Here is an 18680-nt window from a genome sequence, read left to right on the forward strand (position 1 = left end):
GATGTATATTTATTATCCTTGAGTAGGAATAAAAGCACGGTTCTTCCTTAGTGTAAATGCTTGAATTATCAGATACTGGGATATTTTTGGAAGTTTTGAGATTGTTGTAATGTTCGTAGCTTGATTAATTTTGAGAGGGGTGAGAGAAGGTGTAGGGTAAGATATTGGTAGGTAGTGTAATATATAAAACATGGGGTTATCTGGTTCACAGCGTCAGCAATTGCAAGATGCTTTAATAGATGCTTTCCCTAAAAAGTCATCATTAGAGCAAATGTTATCTTTTCAATTGAATAAAAGCTTAGGTGTTGTTGCTCCAGTAGAAGGTAATTTAAGGGATATAGTTTTTGAATTAATAAAAAAGGCAGAAGCAGAGAATTGGGTCGGAGATTTAGTTGGTGCTGCGAGAGAGGAAAATCCTGGTAACCAAAGCTTAAGAACCAGTGCTGAAAGCTTGAGAGTTTTATTTGAATCAATGTCAACGCCAAAGTTCTCTGAAGCAGTTACTAAACCGCTTGTTAGAGATAGTTTCCAGTTACCTCGCAAATTGAGTATTCAAGAACTAAAACGATTATGCGATCTTTTCTTGCAATGTCAGTCAATGCAAAATCCACTAAGTCGCAAGGATATTATTTTAAATCCAATACCCGTGAATGAAATGCTCAAGCTGCCTTTGGAACAATAATTTCTAAATCTTTTTTCAAATCTCTAATTTCCGATTTATGAGTGGGATTTTTACGTTTAAATTTGGACATTTTGATTTTGACAACACGGGGATTTACACGATTTCTTCGGGGCCGGTCAATTTCTGATTGGGAAATTAAAAATAATAAATATTCGCTTTGGAGGTCTTTTAATTCAGGATTTATATAATTGACAAATTGGATAATATCTATTATTAATTGTAGAGAATTAAGAAAGCTTAATAATAGAGGGTCTTTTTCATATTGATTTGCAGATTGGTACATCAAGTCCCTAACTAAGGAGGCTCGCAAAAATAACTTCCTAAATTGGTTTGATTGAATAGTTCCATTCACCGTGGAAGTTGTCTTTGTGTAAGTTAAGTTGTTTCATTTCTCGGTCAGAGACTTTGATGCCGGTTTTGTAAATGCGTTCGTCAAGTTTGGCTTTTATTTTTAGACCTGTTGAAGTGGTGGTATTACTGATTAAACTTACAACAGTAGCGGTATCGAGCAGGGGTCTAGCACGCCAGTTGGAAGAGATAAAGCAAAACATCCGGTGTTCGATTTTATTCCATTTACTAGTGCCGGGGGGAAAGTGAGAGATATGTATCTCTTTACCAATTTCATTGGCGAATTTTTGTAACTCTTTCTTCCACAAACGATTTCTTGTGCCATTGCTACCACCACCATCGGCGTTGATATATATAGCTTTGGCATTTTGGTAGGTGTGTTGCCCCATCTCATACCACCAACTGCGAATGCTGTTAGTAGCAAATTCTGCTGTGTCACTGCTTATACCAACACTGACCCAGCCTTTATTTTTGGCTAAATCGTAGACACCATAGGGAGCAACTTTTCCTTTTTCTTTATCAAGAAAATCATAAACCTTAACTTCTGGAGACTGACCTTTCTTATGATGTTCACGTCCCCAATTTTTATAGTTACCAATCAACTCTTTTTTCTTGGTATCCACAGAAATCACCGGATGATTTTCTTGTATAAATGACTTTACTTTATTGTTTATGAAACGAAACTGTGCGTCTCTATCAGGATGATCACCACCTTCCTTGGTCTTACGATTGCTTTGCAGAGAATAACCCATCTTTTCCAACAGGGTATGCACACTGCGTTCTGAAATCTGGTAACCCTTTTTCCACAGAGATGAAGCGATATTTAAAGCGCTTTTACAGGTCCACTTGAGTGGATTAGAAGGGTCACCACAGGTGGAATCCTCCAGCATCGCTTCTAAATCTTTCTCAAGATTTGGATAATTGACTGTTAATAATTTCCGTCCACCTCCTGAGGTCCGAATCCTTCCTGACTCCAATCCATCACCATTTTCTATCTCTTTTATACCGCGATTGATGGTTTTGTAATCCAGCCCTGTCGCTCGGTGTACGATTCCTTTGCCTCCATGACCAAGCTTAATGGCTTGGAAGCCAGCCCACTTACGACGGCCCTTTTCGCTCAGTTCAAAAGAAAGAAGCTCATATTCTTTCTTTATATTTGTTTCTAGAATCAGTTTACTCTTCATATGAAGAGTGTACGGGAAATTATTTTTATTAGGAAGTTATTTTTGCGAGTGCCCTTACGGTTCGGACGGGTCCGGTACGCTAGAGCCTATGGCGTTGGCGGAGGGAGCCTCTGACTAACGTCACGCAGGGCGCGCTTACACGAGCCGCTAACCGCTAGATTGCTAACGCGTTGCAAAAAGAGTCAGGAGTCAGGACAAACCCCACCAAAAGCTAGCACACCTGGTTTCTAGGGTTTTAGGTGTATCTCACTTATTTACAATCCACGACAGGTTAGGACATTCGCTTGTCCATAGTGCTATATGTTATGTAATTCGTTATCAAAAAAGTAGGGGAATCTAATTCCCCGTTTATTGTTATTTGAGAGCGACAAAATCACAAATTAACAAAATCACAAATTAACAAAATTACAAAATCACAAATCAACGAAACAATAAAATTGGAATATGACATCTGCGCAGCATTTGAGCTGTTGTACTACCAATCACCAAATGGCGAATTCGATTATGTCCGTAAGCACCCATAATTAAAAAATCAATGTTATGTCTGTCCACATATTCGCCCATGATTTTTTCAGTTTCTCCATCAAACATTTGACAGATAGGCTTAAAATTACCCTGAATTGCTTTTAATTCTGCGGCTTTGAGATATTTTTCTGCAGAGTCCGTATCGTGATTTTTCGCAATTGTAATTATATGTAATTCTAGATCTTTAAATGTAGGAGAACCAACCAAAAACTTGAGGGCTTTATCACAGCTCTTACCACCATCATAAGCAAATAAAACCCGTTTTATTGGACTATAATCTCTAGGAGTGACTAAACAAGGTTTATTAGAAGTACGAATAATTCTCTCTAAGTTTGCCCCTAAATGTTCTGTCGCAAATCCTGCAGTTTCGCCACGTTTTCCTAAAACAATTAAATCTGCTTTTGCTTCAAATTCTTGGAAGCAATCTACTAAGAAGCCTGTACGATGGATTGAGTTAACTTGATTTACTCCATTTTCAATTAAAAATATTTTTGCTTCTTCAAGGATAATTTTTGCCCTTTGATGATTAACTTTTGCTGTTTGACTTTCTAATTCAACTAGTTGTTCGAGAAGCTTTTGATAAGCACCGACACCAATACTACCGCTAAAGTTTTCCGTCTGAGTAGCTTTTTGTTTGCGCAAATCTGTAACATATAGTACTTCAATCGAAGCATTCATACGTTTTGCGATCCATGCAGCATACCCATAACCAATTTGGGAAAAATTGGAACCATCAGTACAAAGGAGTATATTTTTCATCATTGGTTGTTTAGTAATAAAAATTATGTTGAGAAATATATTGAGAAGATATCTTCCAACTTACAAGTTTCAACAAAATATCTCTAGTAATATTTTTTCAACAAGGCGAAAAATTCCCCACTTTGGCTAACCAGAGGAACTGAGGGTGCTGAGGAGAAATTCAGAAAAGATAAACTTTTCCCCTGATATTATGATATCTAATCGGTTTCTTTGCTTCCTCTGCTTCCCCTGCTCTCTGTGCTTTATCTAACTCCTTACCCCTGACTCCTTAGTTGCTAATTTTTGTACTCTAAGGTCTTCCAAGTCTTGTACTTTGTCATGAACAGCTAGCCTATCAATTAGGGTAGAACTTGCTTCATTTAAACCAAATAACTCTACTTCAGTACCTTGACGCCGGAATTTAAGCACAATTTTATCAATTGCAGCAATAGCTGATTGGTCCCATAGATGAGCGTTAGTTAAGTTGATTTTGACATGCTCAATATCTTCACGAAAATCGAAAGCGTTTAAAAAGTCATTCACAGAGACAAAAAATATTTGTCCAGCTACGCTATAGGTTCTGCTAGTACCGTCAGGATTGAGATAACTATCAACAAACACTAATTGGGCAATTTTACGAGAAAAGAAGATTGTACTTAGGGCACTTCCTACTAATACACCCATAGCCAAATTCTTAGTCATAACAGTGATAAATACGGTTGTTAACATTACCGCAGTCTCACTTTTAGGAAAAATCCGAATATTTTTCAAAGAAGCCCAATTAAATGTACCGATGGAAACCATGATCATCACTGCGACTAAAGCAGCCATCGGAATTTTCTCTACCCAGTCTCCTAACACTAACATAAAAAAGAGTAATAATATCCCTGCACTGAAGGTAGACAGACGTTTTCGACCGCCCGACTGGATATTAATTACAGACTGACCAATCATGGCACAACCAGCCATTCCACCAAAAAATCCCGTAATAATATTTGCAATTCCCTGACCGCGAGCTTCCCTATTTTTGTTGCTGGGTGTATCGGTCAGATCGTCTACTACATTGGCTGTTAAAAATGAAGCTAATAGGCCCACCATTGATAGAGCCACTGCATAGGGAAGAATAATCTGCAAACTTTCTAGATTGAAAGGAATATTGGGAATGCTAAAAACCGGTAGTTGTCTAGGTAGTTCTCCCATGTCACCGACGGTAGGGACATCGATCCCCAAACCATTAGAGATGATCGTCAGAACAACAATTGCAACTAAGGGAGAGGGTAATACTTTGGTGACCCGAGGTAATAGATAGATAATTGCTAGACCTCCCGCGACCATCGGATATACTTGCCAAGGGACATTCTGCAGCTGCGGTAATTGAGCGTTAAAAATCAGAATTGCCAGAGCATTGCTAAAACCCACCATCACAGCGCGGGAGACATATTTCATTTGGCGATCAATTTTAATTGCAGCCCAAAGAATTTGGAAAATACCTGCAAGAATGGTGGCTGCAAATAGGTATTGCAAGCCATACTCGGGATAGTCTTTTACTAAGTTAGTAACAAGTAGCGACATACTACCTGTAGCAGCAGAAATCATGGCAATTCTACCGCCAAGAAAAGCAATAACTACAGCCATCGTAAAAGAGGCATACAGACCTACTTTCGGGTCGACTCCTGCAATAATGGAAAAGGCGATCGCTTCTGGAATTAGCGCCAACCCCACTAGTACACCCGCGAGTAAATCTCCCCTGACATTGGAAAACCACTCATGCTTAACAAAAATATTCTTCAAGGGTTCCTCTTTAATTCGGTCACACTAGATCTATAATTCTAAATCATGATTGTAACCATTTAAACTATCAATAATGACTGCAAAACGAAGTGATTTGTGGTAATAGTCAACAAATAGAGAAAAATGTTGTGATTTGATTATAAACTGACATTTTGACTGTTCAAAAACAAACAATAATTCACTAAATTCAAACTTCCCAATTTATCGTTTACTGCCTATTATTGACTACTCTCTATGGCTTCTCCTTACTACTACGTAAAGTTCTGGTTTGGTAGAAGCAAGATAACAGAGGCAAAAACAAGGATGAAAAATATTAGGCTACTTATTGTTATTTAGCTTATACTTTTTACGTATTTTTTTTTGTTTCTTATTTATTTTTTTGGCTTATATTTCAGACCTCCATTATAAATTAATAGATGCACACCTTCAAAGTTATATTGAAACTATATTTAATTCATATGTATCCGTTATTTTATTAATAACGAATTATTATAAAACCTCCTATTTAGTGAGTATAGTTTATCCAAATAGAGAGCTGATTAACTAATTCTGGTTAATAAATTCTAATTTATCGTCTATGGGAATATACCTTGGCTGGGATTTTACGCGCTCCAACCAAGCCTGAATTGATGGAAATTCACCCAAATCAAAGTCACCCTCATCAGCAACATGGGTGTAAGCAAACAAGGCAATATCAGCAATTGTATAACGCTCTCCGACGAAAAAAGAATGGGAACGTAAATGATCCTCCATTACTTGCAGAGCTGCATAACCTTTTTCCTGCTTAGATTTTAGTTCTTCTTGATATTCTTTTCCCCTTTTGAGAATAGAAATCCAAAATCTTGATGTAGCAATAAATGGTTCGTGACTATATTGCTCAAAAAACAACCATTGAAACACCTGTGCGCGTAAAAAACGGTCGTAAGGAAGAAATTCTGTTCCCTCAGCTAAATGAATCAATATGGCATTAGATTCTGCCAAATATCTATTCGGCTCAATTTCTAAAACTGGAATCTTTCCATTAGGACTTTTGTTCAGAAACTCTGATGTTCGGGATTCTCCTGCCAAGATATTTATATCTATTCTTTCAAATGGTACTCCTAACTGTATTAATAAAAGACGTATCTTATATCCATTGCCAGAAGGTAAGAAATCGTACAAACGTAGCCGGTTCATCATCATAAATAGGGTAAACAAGTTATTGAATAATGATCAAACAAAATACAACAATTTATCAATTAAAAAAATATATATACAATAAACTTTATTGAGAATATTATGATGGAAATTAAAAACATTATTTCATAAAATTAATGTAATTAAATCATAAGAGCATAATTTAATTTTTATGACTTAAACTCTAAATATTAAATTGCTATTAGAGGAAATAAAATATGTGTGGAAGATTTACTCTGAGTGCGAATCCAGAAACTATAGCGGAAGAATTTAATATTAAAAATTTTCCCGATTTCAAACCAACATATAATGTCGCGCCGACACAAAATGTACTAGCTGTACTAAATGAAGAGAAAACTCTCCAGCGTCAATTTAAAAAATTACGTTGGGGATTAATTCCTTCATGGGCTAAAGATTTTAGCATCGGTGCTAGGCTAATTAATGCAAGGTCAGAAACGGTCGCAGAAAAACCCGCTTTTCGCTCTGCTTACAAGCGCCGACGTTGTTTAGTGGTCGCTGATGGTTTTTTTGAGTGGAAAAAGCAAAAAGATAAAAAACAACCGTTTTATTTTCTACTTCAAAATCAACGTTTATTTGCTTTTGCTGGATTATGGGAAAAATGGACTTCTCCCCAAGGAGAGGAAGTGCACAGTTGTACGATTTTGACAACTACAGCTAACAGATTATTGCAACCTATTCATCATCGAATGCCATTACTCCTGAAGCAACAAGACTACGAATTATGGCTAGACCCACAAGTACAATCCCCCGTTTTATTACAGGATTTATTATCCCCCTATCCTTCTGAGGATATGAAAAGCTATGAAGTTAGCTCGTTTGTAAATAATCCTAAACATAATAGTCATCAATGTGTTGAAGCCGTTGCTTAAACAGCTGCATCTAACATTTCGCAATCCTTAAAAGGGCGAATTACCAGCAATTTTTTTAGTTAGAGTTAGTAAAAATTTTAGTTAGCAAAAAATTTACTTGAAATCAGCCAACTAGATTACGATCCATGTCCATTTTAAAAACTGGACTTAGATCAGTTACATTAACAATTAAGCAATCTCAGCCACTGATTCAAACATCAATTAAGCAGTTATCCGAAGCTCATAGAGGCGAATATGCCAAGAACCCAGAAAAACGATAATTTTATCGATAAATCCTTTACTGTGATGGCAGACTTGATTTTAAAGCTACTGCCAACTAATAACAAAGCCAAAAAAGCTTTCGTTTACTACCGCGATGGAATGTCGGCACAGTCTGAAGGTGAGTATGCTGAAGCCCTAGAAAATTATGAAGAAGCTTTGTTATTAGAAGAAGATTCTCAAGATCGGGGCTTCATATATTACAATATGGCATTAATTTACGCAAGTAATGGAGAACATGATAAGGCTTTGGAGTTATATCACCAAGCCCTTGAAAATAATCCTCGCTTACCTCAAGCTTTAAACAATATTGCCGTCATCTATCACTATCAAGGCGAAAAAGCCAAAGAAGCTGGCGATGAAGATGGTGGAGAAGCACTGTTTGACCAAGCTGCAGATTATTGGATTCGAGCCATACGCATGGCACCGAATAACTATATTGAAGCCCAAAATTGGTTGAAAACCACTGGTAGAATGCAAGTTGACGTATTCTTTTAATCATTGTCGTTAATCTTATTGGTCATTAGTCCCTAACTTTATTTATTAATTAAGTAATGACTAACGACCATATTCTTTTTGCTGAAATACTAACAGTAAAGATAACGCTAATAATAACATGTGTTTGTTGCAAAAACCCATGTCAATAAAGCAAGAATAAGCAATTAGTCGCTAACACTTACAAATTACCAAACTATGATAGACCGCGAACAAGTACGTAAAGTCGCACATCTAGCTCGTTTAGAATTAACTTCACAAGAAGAAGAACTGTTTACTACCCAGCTGGGAAGTATTCTTGATTATTTTGAGCAATTAAACGAATTGGATGTAGAAAATGTGAAACCAACAACACGAGCAATTGATGTTAGTAACGTTACCCGTCAAGATAAACTCCAGCCTTACCCAGATCGGGAAGAAATTCTCCAAGGTGCGCCAGAACAAGAAGGGGAATATTTTAAAGTTCCAAAAATTATCAATCAGGAATAATTATTTAACAGTTTACAGTTAACGGTTTATAGCTAATGACACCGTTCTACGGGCTTTAGCTATTAGAGATTTTTTAAGAACTTATCCAAATTTCCACGTGCAAGCTAACGCTTACGTGGAAGCAATTGGTGATGTGGTCCCAATTTAAGGACAATGGCAAATATTTTGATTACGTGATCCCCAAATATTGGTGAATATTAGAGAATATTGGGGAATATAAAATTTTAAATACTCTCCGATGGAAAATAGGCAAGTGAATGTAAGTATTGGGTATTATTTGATAACTAGTGTACGCATTAGCATTTTTAAGTCGTTTTTGGAGAGATAAAATATTTCCTAAGATGTAGGAAAATTGTTCGTAGTAATGTAATGTCGGCTACACCTTACAAATCTTGATAATTCTAGTCAAGTATTTCCAGTATTAATTTGTTGCAGAAATCTTCTTACTTGATGATAATATCTGTGATTTTTATAGTGAAAAATCCTGATTATAGTGAAAAATACAAAAATTAATTATTGATGTAAAAAAAATAGTTATACTAATGTCACAAAAATAATTTTAAATCAAAATGCTTTCGGTTTTATAGTATCGAGGACAATATACAAGTGAATACAATTACAACCAATAAAGTAAGATTCAAGAAAACTTTAGCATGTATCGCACTTGGGGTTGGTTTGCTCATGAGTGCTTGTTCTACAGGAGGAGAAGAACAAACAACTGGAGATACATTAGAGAATATTAAGCAGCGTGAAAAAATAGTCGTAGGTGTTAAGACTGATTATACTCCTTACGGATTTATAGATAAAAATGGTAAAAATGCAGGACTAGAAATTGATATAGCAAAATATATTACTAATGAATTACTGGGTTCTCAAGAAAAAGTAGAGTTTGTACCTGTTGTTGCTTCTAACAGGATTGAATTTCTCAAACAAGGGAAAATAGACTTAGTGATTGCAACAATGACTAAAACCCCAGAACGTGAAAAAGTTATTGATTTTTCTGAAGAATACTACTCTGCTGGTACTGGGCTTTTAACTCGCAAGGATAGTGGGATCGAGGAGTGGGACGATCTAAAAGGGAAGAAAGTCTGCGGTATCCAAGGTTCTTTTTACAACAAGGAACTAACACAAAGAGGTATCCAAATGGTAAATTTCCCCGGTACAGCTGAAGCGTACAAAGCACTTCAGGAAGGACGTTGCATTGGCTTTGCTTATGATAACTCGGCTTTTGTTGGGAAATTGTTAGAGCCATCATGGATAAAAAATTGGCATCAACCTTTACCTGTTATTCTTGAAAAGCCTTGGGGTATGGGGATACGTAAAAACGATCAAGCATTTCTAGATGCTGTAAATGCAGCCATTACTAAAATGGAAGCGGAAGGATTTATTGTTGATGGTGAGAAGAAGTGGAAAATTCCGCCAACAGAACATGCTGATAAACGTATGAAAAAAGCACAGAGTAATAAGTAATAAGTAATAAGTAATAAGTAATAAGTAATAAGTAGTAAATTATCAATTACCAATTACCAATTACCAGTTACCAATTAACAATTACCAGCTAAATTTACTTGTACGTCACTATCCAATCATCAAAAATGTTTCTCAACCTTGACTTCTCTTGGTTAAGTGACCCCACTTACCAAAATTGGCTTAGAGAAGGTATTGTTACTACTATTTTGCTATCTATTGTTTGTGTTTTTTCTTCCTTAGTAATTGGTTTCATCGGGGTTTGGCTGCAAGATTTACCTATTAAATGGGTGCGTGGAGCGATCCAAATCTATATCCAGATTTTTCGTAACACTCCCCCTTTAGTACAGTTATTTTTTTTGTTTTTTGTTTTAGCAGCTCTTCTACCAAAGGTTTACGATCCCACAACGGGAGGAGAAAGACCGATTCTTAATTCTTTTAGCAGTGCAGCGATCGCACTTTCACTATTTGCTGGTGCGTTTAATATTGAAATTTTCCGCTCTGGAATTGAAGCCGTACCGAAAACAATGGTAGAAGCATGTGAAAGTTTGGGTTTTTCTCGAAGTCAAAGTTTTTTCTTAGTAATCTTACCTCTAGCTTTTCGAATATCTCTTCCGGCATTAAACAACAATTTAGTTAATCTGATTAAAACTACTACTCTTGCTTCTGCGATCGCAACTCCGGAATTACTTTATTTTGCAGGACAAATATATGCCGATAATTTTGCAACTTTAGAGGTTATGTTATTTATTTGGGTGATATACGTTACTTTAGTCGGAATATTACTTGCCCTGATGCATTGGTTAGAATTAAAACTGCACATACCGGGCTATGGAAATTAAAGATAAAAATACCAATACAACTAAAAACATTAAGCTGACTTGGAAATTAATTTTGGGTTTGATTCTAGTAACTATTTTATTAGTAATTACTATTAATACCTTAATGGTAAATTTATTAACTATGGAGGAATGGCAAACTCTCCTCCGTCGTTTGCCTTATATATTAATTGGTAATCAAGAAAACTGGACTGTTAAAGGTGGTTTTGCACTAAATATCATCATTAGTTTTGCTTGTATGATAATTAGCACTATCTTAGGTGTAATCCTAGGATTAAGTCAGATATCTTCACAGCGAGTAGTTCGATGGTTTGCTTGGTTTCTGACCCAGTTTTTTCGTAATTCTCCTTGGCTAGTCATCCTTTATGTTGTGCTTTATTTGTTCCCATTTCAAATAAATCTAGGTTTTGCTAGGGTTGAGTTTTCCCCGGTTGCAAAATCAATTGTTGGTTTATCTTTAGTGGTCGCAGCCAATATTTCAGAAATTGTCCGGGGTGCTATTCAATCAATCCCTTCAGGACAATGGGAAGCAGCAAAAGCCATGGGTTACACAAATAATCAAATTTTACTATTAGTAATTTTTCCCCAAGCTTTCAAGCGTATGATTCCTCCTTGGATGAATTGGTATGCAATTTTAACAATGGGTACTACCCTTACAAACTTAGTTGGCGTACCGGAAGGATTGACAAGTGTGCGTCAAGTTTTAGAACTTGAAGGGGAACGTTTTGCCATACCACTTTACACTATTCTGATGTTGCTATTTTTCCTATACTGTTACCCAATTGCTTGGTGGACAAGAAAACTGGAACAACGACTTGTGAGTAAATGAGAAGTCACTATTCAAAATTCAAAATTCAAAAGTAATAAGTAATAAGTAATTATCCATTAGCAACTAATCCACAATCCCCAGTCGCTATATATCCCTAATCCCTAGTCCCCAATCCCCAATCGCCAACCCATGACAGAAACACTAGTATCTCTCCGTGATGTACACAAATCCTTTGGCAAAGTTGAGGTCTTAAAAGGAATTTCCTTTGACGTAAACCAGGGAGAAATTATCTGTATTATCGGACCTTCTGGTTCCGGCAAATCAACAATTCTTCGCTGCATTAATGGTTTAGTTGAGATTAATGATGGTTTTATTCGCGTTGGAGATTTTTTCGTTCACCAATTGAAGTCTGACAGGGAAAAAATCCGTCTGCGGCGTATTGTCTCAATGGTATTTCAACAATATAATTTATTTCCCCATCGTACAGCTTTAGAGAATGTGATGATGGCACCAATTCATGTTCTTAAACAAAATTCTAAAGAAGTAGAAGAACACGCCTATCAGTTGCTCAAAAAAGTTAGACTCCAAGGTAAAGAAAAAAATTACCCCGCAGAACTTTCCGGAGGACAACAACAACGAGTTGCGATCGCGCGTTCCCTAGCTATGAAACCTCAAGTTATGCTATTCGATGAAGTAACAGCAGCTCTTGACCCTGAAACTGTCAAAGAGGTTTTAGTTACTATCCGAGAATTATCTGAAGAAGGAATGACTTGTTTGCTAGTAACTCATGAAATGGGTTTTGCTAGAGAAGTCGCCGATAAAATTCATTTTATGGATCGTGGTGTAATTCTTGAAAGTGAAGCACCTGTTGAGTTTTTTAGCAACCCCAAACATGAAAGGACAAAGGAATTTTTGAGTCAGGTTTTATGATTTACATATATATTATCTGATTGCTGTTGAATTCCATAAGCAGCAAAATTTGGAGATTCTCTTTGTTCATCAAAACATAACTAGGGTAAAAGAATCTATCTCCCCAAGTGCTTATTGTCTTTATAGTTTCCCATCTTTATTAAAGATATTGGAACTCTTGATTAACGCTTATGGTTTTTATCAGAAAAGTATTTATTTCTATTAATATTAATTACCTGTCCAACAATAATAAATTACTCACTAAATCCTGACCTTCAAGAACATAAACGCCACTGATAACATTGCAGGGAATATCTATATCACCTCTGGTAAAACAAAGTATCGGAGTCACCCAGCGTACCCGTTTTAGATTTCTCACTTCTTTTGCTTGACCTTTGACTTTACGAAGTAGATCGCCTTCCTGAAAATCATAAGTATTTCTACCGTAGCGCTTTCTTAAACGTCCACCTTCATAAACCTTGGTTCCATCATGGGACTTAACATCGATGACATACCAATTATCTTGGGGAGAATGCAGCACTACATCTGCATCACCGCATTTTTCAATGGGTAAGTTATGCTCTATTTCCCAGCCCTTATATTTCAAACTATCTAATAATTCAGCAATCTCAGCTTCTGCTCTTGCACCACGCTGAGCATCCCTAGACCGTTTCATCAAGTAACGCCCATTTTGGTACAGATAGTAGGAAGCTACGAAACCTCCACATGCAAGTAAAATTCCCAACAAAGAAATCCTGAGTGTACTTATTAACAGGATTGTCCCAATGAGAACAGCCACGGAATAAATGTAACGGGAAATAGCAGACCGATGTCTTGTCTGACTCAACTTGAGTATATACTCCCCTAGTCCTCTTTTTGTCTGTGACAATTTTCTTGGTAGATGGTGTAAACTGACATATTTGAAGCTTACATCTTTTATGAGAATAAAAATCAAGTAATCTAGTACACAATTGGGGATAGCACTGCGTGCCACCTTGCGGTATAGAGCCTGCGGATCTGCCGACGCCGCAGGTGACGGCTCCGGATCCGTAGGTAGCGCAGCTATAGTCAGAGCTTCGGCGTCGGCTAGCCTCTAGCTTCTGGGGACTAGGGGTTAGGGATTGGGAAAGTTTTTAAGCCTGGGAGGAAAAACGACACGGGGTAATTTATTACCCGTTGCATCAATGATTAGTCTTTGGTAGCTACTAAAAATTCTTGAGGAATTTTAGATTGTACGCCTGCAAATTCTGAGGTTGGTTGACCATTTTCATCTAAAATTTTTCTCAGTGTATATCCAAAGTTATCGAAAAGCCCTCCAAACCAAGAATTTTTTCGATCCCAAGTTTTCTCGTCAATTTGAACTAATGAGAACTCAAAAAGCCATTTGGGTACGCGCAATCCTAATATTATGGGAATAATTTGAGCACTTTTCAAACTATCATCGAAATGGATCTCGTAAATTGTATTCGTCAATTTAGCTGAATAAAACAATAGACGTCCGCTATTTGAATTAGCAAATGTCCACTGAAGGGGAGCAAAGACAGGTAACTTTAAGACTTTACTAGTCTCATCCCATGCTGCACCATCAAATTTTATAAAATCATCTGGTAAAGGATTTCCATCCATAAAGAAAATACCCCGCAAAATTTCTGGCAAATTATTTGTTTTCTCTCCTGAAAGCAAATTTGCCAGATTCTCAACTTGCCAAACTTCTGTTTTAAACATAACTTTTCCGTTATTTTTATGGTAATTAAATCTATTTTTGAGAAAAATTATCCAATACCAAGTTCTCAGGCGTAAATGCGCCGAACCGCTTCATATCCCATTCAACTTCAGATGAACAATTCCACTGATATTTCTTGAAAGCATAAAGACAAAATAGCTTAATTAAAGCAATAGATAAGGATTGACCGGGACATTTACGCTCGATATTTTCACCGTTCCATGACAAAATATCACTATAATCCCGTTCAATATCGAAATCATCCGGGTTTTTATACTTTTGCGAATCACGATTAGCTGTAAAAATTGAAGCAACCAGACGGGTTCCTGTTTGAAAAGGGCATTTTTTCCCCGCAAATTCAATTTCCTGTGGGGATTGAGAAAATTGACTAACGAAGCGGACTGGTGGATAAAGACGTGCAGTTTCTAAAATAATCTTTTCAGTTATTTTTAATTCGTCGACCGAACGCGTGTTAGGTGTTTCATTACCATCCCAAACCAAATCTAACTCGGATATTACGTTAGCTTTTAATTGTTCATCTAGACACAAAACCCCAAAAACCGATCCCAGCAAAGCGCTCGTACCTGCAGTCCCTGCAATATGGATGGTATCAAATATATTATTTAATACCTCTTGTTCGCTTAACTGATAATTTGCTCCAATAGTTAAATATTCTTGGTAGCGAGGAGATTTTTTATAAGTTGCAATTAAATTTTTGCGATGCTGAATATGCGATCGCGTCTGACTGTTCAAAACCGTAGTATGAATTGGATTGGGAACAGTAGCCAAACCCAGATTATCAATATAAGCTACCGAAGCATTTATTTCTTCTTCAGATAATTTAATTTCAAATATCAGTTCGTGTAAAAGTGCTACCATCAATTTCGGTATATCGTCTTTTACATGTAACTTTCCCCAACCAACTGCACGAGCTAGGGCTAGATCTACAAGATGGGCTAATATTTCTGTTGTTTGCGATGGGTCCGGTAAAGCTTGCAATATTAAAGCCCTAATACCATCATGTTTTTCACCATTAGTTCCCAAACTCAAGGGGTTACCTAAAAAATAACTGCGAGCATCTATTCTTAAGGGACCAAGATAATTACCTCGTTTTTGGGGAACCGTCTCGACTAATTTCTTCACCCCTGCATAGGAAGTATAAATAATAGCCCGATCCAAACCAAGAAATTTGTCTGAAATATGTTCTTTGCGTTGGTAAAGATAATCTCGCCAATTCTGAATCAATAGTGGTAGATCCGTGAAATAAGCTGATAGGGTTAGAAGTTGACCTAGGGGACTACTAGAACCAACTTTGGCGATCGCTCGTGCAAACCAAAGTTGACGTTCGTGTGCTTTAAGAATTTTGCGTTCGTTCATTTATAAGACTCGGGTAAGGTGGAATTGATACAGATTAATATTTCTAAAATAATATTTCTCAAGCTATAAAGTAATTTTTAGAAAATAATGTTTAAAGAATAATGTTTCAGAGAATAACGATTTATAACCACCAATATAATAGAAACGACCCGTTCCCCCGGAGAAGTTAAGAGGGATTTAGGTCGTCTCTGAAAATATTTATTTTTTACAAATAATTTAGGATTGCTACTTTATGTTGAGGAGATTACCAACTGTATTTAACAATTTGCGCTGAAATCTCTTTACTCTAGATGTCTGTACTTTAGCTATCTCTACGTTAGATTTTTCTATTTCAGGTTTTTTTACTTCAGATTTCTCAGCTTCAGATTTATTTAACAAATTCTTTTCAGTTTGATAAAGAGTAGCATTGTTAGCTATCTCTAAATCCTTTTCGAGGATTGAATAATCATCATGACTTAAAAGAATAGCAATCCCAACATCGCTCATGCTCTGTGATGCTTTGGTTGCTCCTCCCACATAAATATGCCAAGATATTTCCACATCACTCTCAAAAATTGGTTGCTCAATTGCTGTAACAACTCCATCTCGCTTCGGATGAATTGAGTAAGCACTGTATTTCCAATCTTTTTTATCCTTGACTTGAATATTAGAAGAATCACCAATTTGTAATTGCAAATGCAATTCATTTAATTTTATCCCCTGATATTTCTCAAACATTTTTGACGCACAGGTACCAGGACTACCTAAATTTATTTCCATGAGAAGCGGTTCTTCACCATCTTCTGTTAAAAATAAATTGATGTTAACTACACCATTTTTAGGATAACCATGCTCTAAATTTTGTAATGCTGCAATTGAAAATTGTTTGAGTTTCTGGAATTCTGGCTCTTCTTCCCTGATAATAATACTGCTGATTGAATGACCGTAAAGAAAATTGTCATTAAATCTATTGTATTTACAAGCAGCAAAATATTTAGCCTCACCATCTTCGATTGCAACGGTTGTAGTATATGGCTGACCTCTAACTAATTCGTTAAACTCAAATTCTCGATCCGAGTTTATATTATTTTCACACCAAGCTTTGAGTTCATCAACTGTGTGAATTCTTCTGACTTGTTCGCCTTCATTTCTATTAACTGATTTGATAAATATATTATCACCCAGTTCTTGAACAACAAAATTGAGATAGGAAAGTGGTTCTTTACTATGTTGATTGCGATCAAAAATCAGATGTTTTGGTAGTTTAATTGAAGAATTTTTCAGGGCTGATTTGAGAGAACTCTTATTCGTAAACTGGCTGACAACAGTTTGGCGATCGCCATGAGTTAGGTTTAAAGTCTCACGCAACTGTGCTGTTAACAGCATTAAATGCCCGTCATTGGTTACAAACTGACAGTTACTATCTTTGAGCCCATAATCAGCTTTAATCTGCTGATAAGTTTGGAGTATATTTTCCAAATTAAATGGCTCAATCATTCTTACCAGTTCGAAATGTTGATACTGAGAAGGTACAACTTTACTCAACCCTCTTCTACTACAAAGTAAAACTAAGTTTCTCCTGTCAAACTTAATGCTACTAAAGTCAGTTTTCGCAGAAAGCGTATCATGCAGTACAAATACAGTTTTCTGATTGACATCAATCCGATTATTTAAAGAGATAGATTTATCTACTTCCTCACAAAGGGCTGTTTGTACTAATTCGACAATTTCCTCCGAGCATCCCCATGACAGAGTGACTCCAGAACCACCATGACCATAGTTGTAGAAAATTTTGGTGTTTGGAACTCTTTCTAAACAAACATTCTTCTTCGTACATGGTCGCAAACCAGTCCTGACAGGCTCTTGTTCATCTAATGGGAGGTCTCTCAATTCCTCTAAAAACTGCAAACAGCCATCATACATCTGGCGAATAATTGGTATGTCAAGGGACAGTTCTGTACTCCATTTATCTGGCTGTGCCAATCCTCCCAAAACAACCAAATCATCACCTCTAGGAACAATGAAAATGATATCTTGTTCGTTTGTAGAAGAGCGTTCGTGAGAAATACAGTGGGCGTCCTTTACCACACCTCCTTTATTCTTCACCCTGACAAGGGCACCCCTTAAAGGATGCATTGAAGAATCCCCTGTCGTCACAATCGATCCAAGACCTGCACAGTTAACAATTGCCGATACATTGAAACGACGAAGCAATTCTTGTTCGTTTTCAACCACGTTAACAGTGATTTTTTCTTTTAATATTTCACATCCAATTTCAATAGCATGTTTCAGTAACCACTTCATGTAAACATCTGTGTTTACCATTGGAGACATATGTTTATAAGCATCTTTTATGCCTCCTTGGAAATTTAAATCAATACTGTCTTTGACAATCTGCAAGCCTCTTTCAAAGCCATCAACCTTATCCTTCAATTCATTCATTTTGTTGAGGTCGAAGGGTTGATTTTCCAAGACATCCTTGAAGTAGAAATACACATCTCTTAGATAAATACCTGTTTCTTCTGAGCCGAAATCTGCGTGCATTTCCTTGAACTTCTCGTAGGAAGTCATACACCATTCTTTAGAGCGCTCCAAAGATCTGGGGGCACCATGATGACCACAAACTGCTGGTGGCCATTCCCACAAAGCACCTGCGACTACAGAAGTTAAATCAGGAGCAAAGCTATCAGCTGCGATGGTAACATTAAAGCCTGCTTTTTTCAGAGATATAGCAGTTGTTAAACCACTGACCCCTGCTCCAATAACCAAAATGTTTGCGTCCTGAATAAGGGTTAACTTTTCTTTCATATCTAACCCTATATTTTCATTCGATCGCATAATATTAATAACCTCACCAAGGAAAATTCATATTGTTGAATGGCATTAATCTTAAGAACTCTGCAGGGTCAAGTAGGGAACACACATCTGGCAAACCTTTATCTTTAACAATTATCAATTTCACAGGCCTTGTAGAACAAGACTTGCTAATGATGCTTGTCTCTTTCACTTTTAGCCAATACTTCAACACTAAATAAGTAAAA

17 protein-coding genes are annotated in these 18680 nt (G+C 36.6%); 8 read left to right on the forward strand and 9 right to left on the reverse strand.

Annotated elements, in window-relative coordinates; all coding sequences use genetic code 11:
- Positions 1 to 190 precede the first annotated feature (190 nt).
- Entirely contained in the window at positions 191 to 682 is a 492-nt protein-coding gene (locus BC008_RS51015) for an effector-associated domain EAD1-containing protein (RefSeq protein WP_036266144.1), read from the forward strand.
- Here the strand turns inward: BC008_RS51015 and BC008_RS43920 are convergent.
- The 5 genes from BC008_RS43920 to BC008_RS43940 all read right to left on the reverse strand — a co-directional run bounded on the left by BC008_RS43920 (position 660) and on the right by BC008_RS43940 (position 6444).
- A complete protein-coding gene (locus BC008_RS43920) occupies positions 660 to 965 on the reverse strand; it encodes a hypothetical protein (RefSeq protein ID WP_058184797.1) in 306 nt (101 codons plus the stop codon). The two genes, BC008_RS51015 and BC008_RS43920, sit on opposite strands and share 23 nt — an antisense overlap.
- 37 nt (positions 966 to 1002) lie before the next feature.
- Positions 1003 to 2214, reverse strand: coding sequence for an ISAzo13 family transposase (locus BC008_RS43925; protein ID WP_027847075.1), 1212 nt, complete (start codon positions 2212 to 2214; stop codon positions 1003 to 1005).
- 420 nt (positions 2215 to 2634) lie between these two features.
- Positions 2635 to 3501 carry a universal stress protein gene (locus tag BC008_RS43930; protein WP_321170113.1) on the reverse strand — a complete coding sequence of 289 codons (867 nt, stop codon included), beginning with the start codon at positions 3499 to 3501 and terminating at the stop codon, positions 2635 to 2637.
- A 243-nt stretch (positions 3502 to 3744) separates the two neighbouring features.
- A complete protein-coding gene (locus BC008_RS43935) occupies positions 3745 to 5268 on the reverse strand; it encodes a SulP family inorganic anion transporter (protein ID WP_058184799.1) in 1524 nt (507 codons plus the stop codon).
- 543 nt (positions 5269 to 5811) lie between these two features.
- A complete protein-coding gene (locus BC008_RS43940; RefSeq protein ID WP_027843965.1) occupies positions 5812 to 6444 on the reverse strand; it encodes a glutathione S-transferase family protein in 633 nt (210 codons plus the stop codon).
- Between the two features lie 218 nt (positions 6445 to 6662).
- Between BC008_RS43940 and BC008_RS43945 the strand changes: the two genes are divergently transcribed.
- The 7 genes from BC008_RS43945 to BC008_RS43975 all read left to right on the forward strand — a co-directional run bounded on the left by BC008_RS43945 (position 6663) and on the right by BC008_RS43975 (position 12581).
- Complete coding sequence (locus BC008_RS43945; RefSeq protein WP_027843964.1) at positions 6663 to 7334, forward strand: SOS response-associated peptidase; 672 nt, start codon at positions 6663 to 6665, stop codon at positions 7332 to 7334.
- 234 nt (positions 7335 to 7568) lie between these two features.
- A complete protein-coding gene (locus BC008_RS43950) occupies positions 7569 to 8090 on the forward strand; it encodes a photosystem I assembly protein Ycf3 (RefSeq protein WP_027843963.1) in 522 nt (173 codons plus the stop codon).
- 195 nt (positions 8091 to 8285) lie between these two features.
- Positions 8286 to 8576 (forward strand): Asp-tRNA(Asn)/Glu-tRNA(Gln) amidotransferase subunit GatC, encoded by a 291-nt coding sequence (gene gatC / locus BC008_RS43955; protein ID WP_027843962.1) that lies wholly within the window; start codon positions 8286 to 8288, stop codon positions 8574 to 8576.
- Positions 8577 to 9182: 606 nt separating this feature from the next.
- Positions 9183 to 10046: a transporter substrate-binding domain-containing protein gene (locus BC008_RS43960; protein WP_058184801.1), complete on the forward strand. Its 864-nt coding sequence runs from the start codon at positions 9183 to 9185 to the stop codon at positions 10044 to 10046.
- A gap of 125 nt (positions 10047 to 10171) precedes the next feature.
- Entirely contained in the window at positions 10172 to 10885 is a 714-nt protein-coding gene (locus BC008_RS43965) for an amino acid ABC transporter permease (protein ID WP_036265849.1), read from the forward strand.
- A complete protein-coding gene (locus tag BC008_RS43970) occupies positions 10875 to 11711 on the forward strand; it encodes an amino acid ABC transporter permease (protein ID WP_027843959.1) in 837 nt (278 codons plus the stop codon). Before BC008_RS43965 ends, BC008_RS43970 begins: the two co-directional genes overlap by 11 nt.
- A gap of 129 nt (positions 11712 to 11840) precedes the next feature.
- On the forward strand, positions 11841 to 12581 hold the full coding sequence (locus tag BC008_RS43975) for an amino acid ABC transporter ATP-binding protein (protein WP_036265847.1): 741 nt from the start codon (positions 11841 to 11843) through the stop codon (positions 12579 to 12581).
- A 211-nt stretch (positions 12582 to 12792) separates the two neighbouring features.
- On the opposite strand, the gene BC008_RS43980 is transcribed toward BC008_RS43975, so the two are convergent.
- The 4 genes from BC008_RS43980 to BC008_RS43995 form a co-directional block, all read right to left on the reverse strand.
- Positions 12793 to 13236: a nuclease-related domain-containing protein gene (locus BC008_RS43980; protein ID WP_153009758.1), complete on the reverse strand. Its 444-nt coding sequence runs from the start codon at positions 13234 to 13236 to the stop codon at positions 12793 to 12795.
- 512 nt (positions 13237 to 13748) lie between these two features.
- Positions 13749 to 14285, reverse strand: a complete 537-nt coding sequence (locus BC008_RS43985; RefSeq protein ID WP_027843957.1) for a hypothetical protein — start codon at positions 14283 to 14285, stop codon at positions 13749 to 13751.
- A gap of 31 nt (positions 14286 to 14316) precedes the next feature.
- On the reverse strand, positions 14317 to 15660 hold the full coding sequence (locus tag BC008_RS43990) for a cytochrome P450 (RefSeq protein ID WP_027843956.1): 1344 nt from the start codon (positions 15658 to 15660) through the stop codon (positions 14317 to 14319).
- 225 nt (positions 15661 to 15885) lie between these two features.
- Complete coding sequence (locus BC008_RS43995) at positions 15886 to 18477, reverse strand: FAD-dependent oxidoreductase (RefSeq protein ID WP_063800874.1); 2592 nt, start codon at positions 18475 to 18477, stop codon at positions 15886 to 15888.
- Positions 18478 to 18680: the final 203 nt, after the last annotated feature.

The organism is Mastigocoleus testarum BC008 (genome assembly GCF_001456025.1).
In the GTDB taxonomy this organism is placed as follows: Bacteria; Cyanobacteriota; Cyanobacteriia; order Cyanobacteriales; family Nostocaceae; genus Mastigocoleus; species Mastigocoleus testarum.

Excerpts from the sequence above, each read along its gene's own strand:
- BC008_RS51015 (WP_036266144.1), top strand. The coding sequence starts at position 191 with ATGGGGTTATCTGGTTCACAGCGTCAGCAATTGCAAGATGCTTTAATA.
- BC008_RS43920 (WP_058184797.1), bottom strand. The coding sequence starts at position 965 with ATGTACCAATCTGCAAATCAATATGAAAAAGACCCTCTATTATTAAGC.
- BC008_RS43925 (WP_027847075.1), bottom strand. The coding sequence starts at position 2,214 with ATGAAGAGTAAACTGATTCTAGAAACAAATATAAAGAAAGAATATGAG.
- BC008_RS43930 (WP_321170113.1), bottom strand. The coding sequence starts at position 3,501 with ATGATGAAAAATATACTCCTTTGTACTGATGGTTCCAATTTTTCCCAA.
- BC008_RS43940 (WP_027843965.1), bottom strand. The coding sequence starts at position 6,444 with ATGAACCGGCTACGTTTGTACGATTTCTTACCTTCTGGCAATGGATAT.
- BC008_RS43945 (WP_027843964.1), top strand. The coding sequence starts at position 6,663 with ATGTGTGGAAGATTTACTCTGAGTGCGAATCCAGAAACTATAGCGGAA.
- BC008_RS43950 (WP_027843963.1), top strand. The coding sequence starts at position 7,569 with ATGCCAAGAACCCAGAAAAACGATAATTTTATCGATAAATCCTTTACT.
- gatC (WP_027843962.1), top strand. The coding sequence starts at position 8,286 with ATGATAGACCGCGAACAAGTACGTAAAGTCGCACATCTAGCTCGTTTA.
- BC008_RS43965 (WP_036265849.1), top strand. The coding sequence starts at position 10,172 with ATGTTTCTCAACCTTGACTTCTCTTGGTTAAGTGACCCCACTTACCAA.
- BC008_RS43970 (WP_027843959.1), top strand. The coding sequence starts at position 10,875 with ATGGAAATTAAAGATAAAAATACCAATACAACTAAAAACATTAAGCTG.
- BC008_RS43975 (WP_036265847.1), top strand. The coding sequence starts at position 11,841 with ATGACAGAAACACTAGTATCTCTCCGTGATGTACACAAATCCTTTGGC.
- BC008_RS43980 (WP_153009758.1), bottom strand. The coding sequence starts at position 13,236 with ATGAAACGGTCTAGGGATGCTCAGCGTGGTGCAAGAGCAGAAGCTGAG.
- BC008_RS43985 (WP_027843957.1), bottom strand. The coding sequence starts at position 14,285 with ATGTTTAAAACAGAAGTTTGGCAAGTTGAGAATCTGGCAAATTTGCTT.
- BC008_RS43990 (WP_027843956.1), bottom strand. The coding sequence starts at position 15,660 with ATGAACGAACGCAAAATTCTTAAAGCACACGAACGTCAACTTTGGTTT.
- BC008_RS43995 (WP_063800874.1), bottom strand. The coding sequence starts at position 18,477 with ATGCGATCGAATGAAAATATAGGGTTAGATATGAAAGAAAAGTTAACC.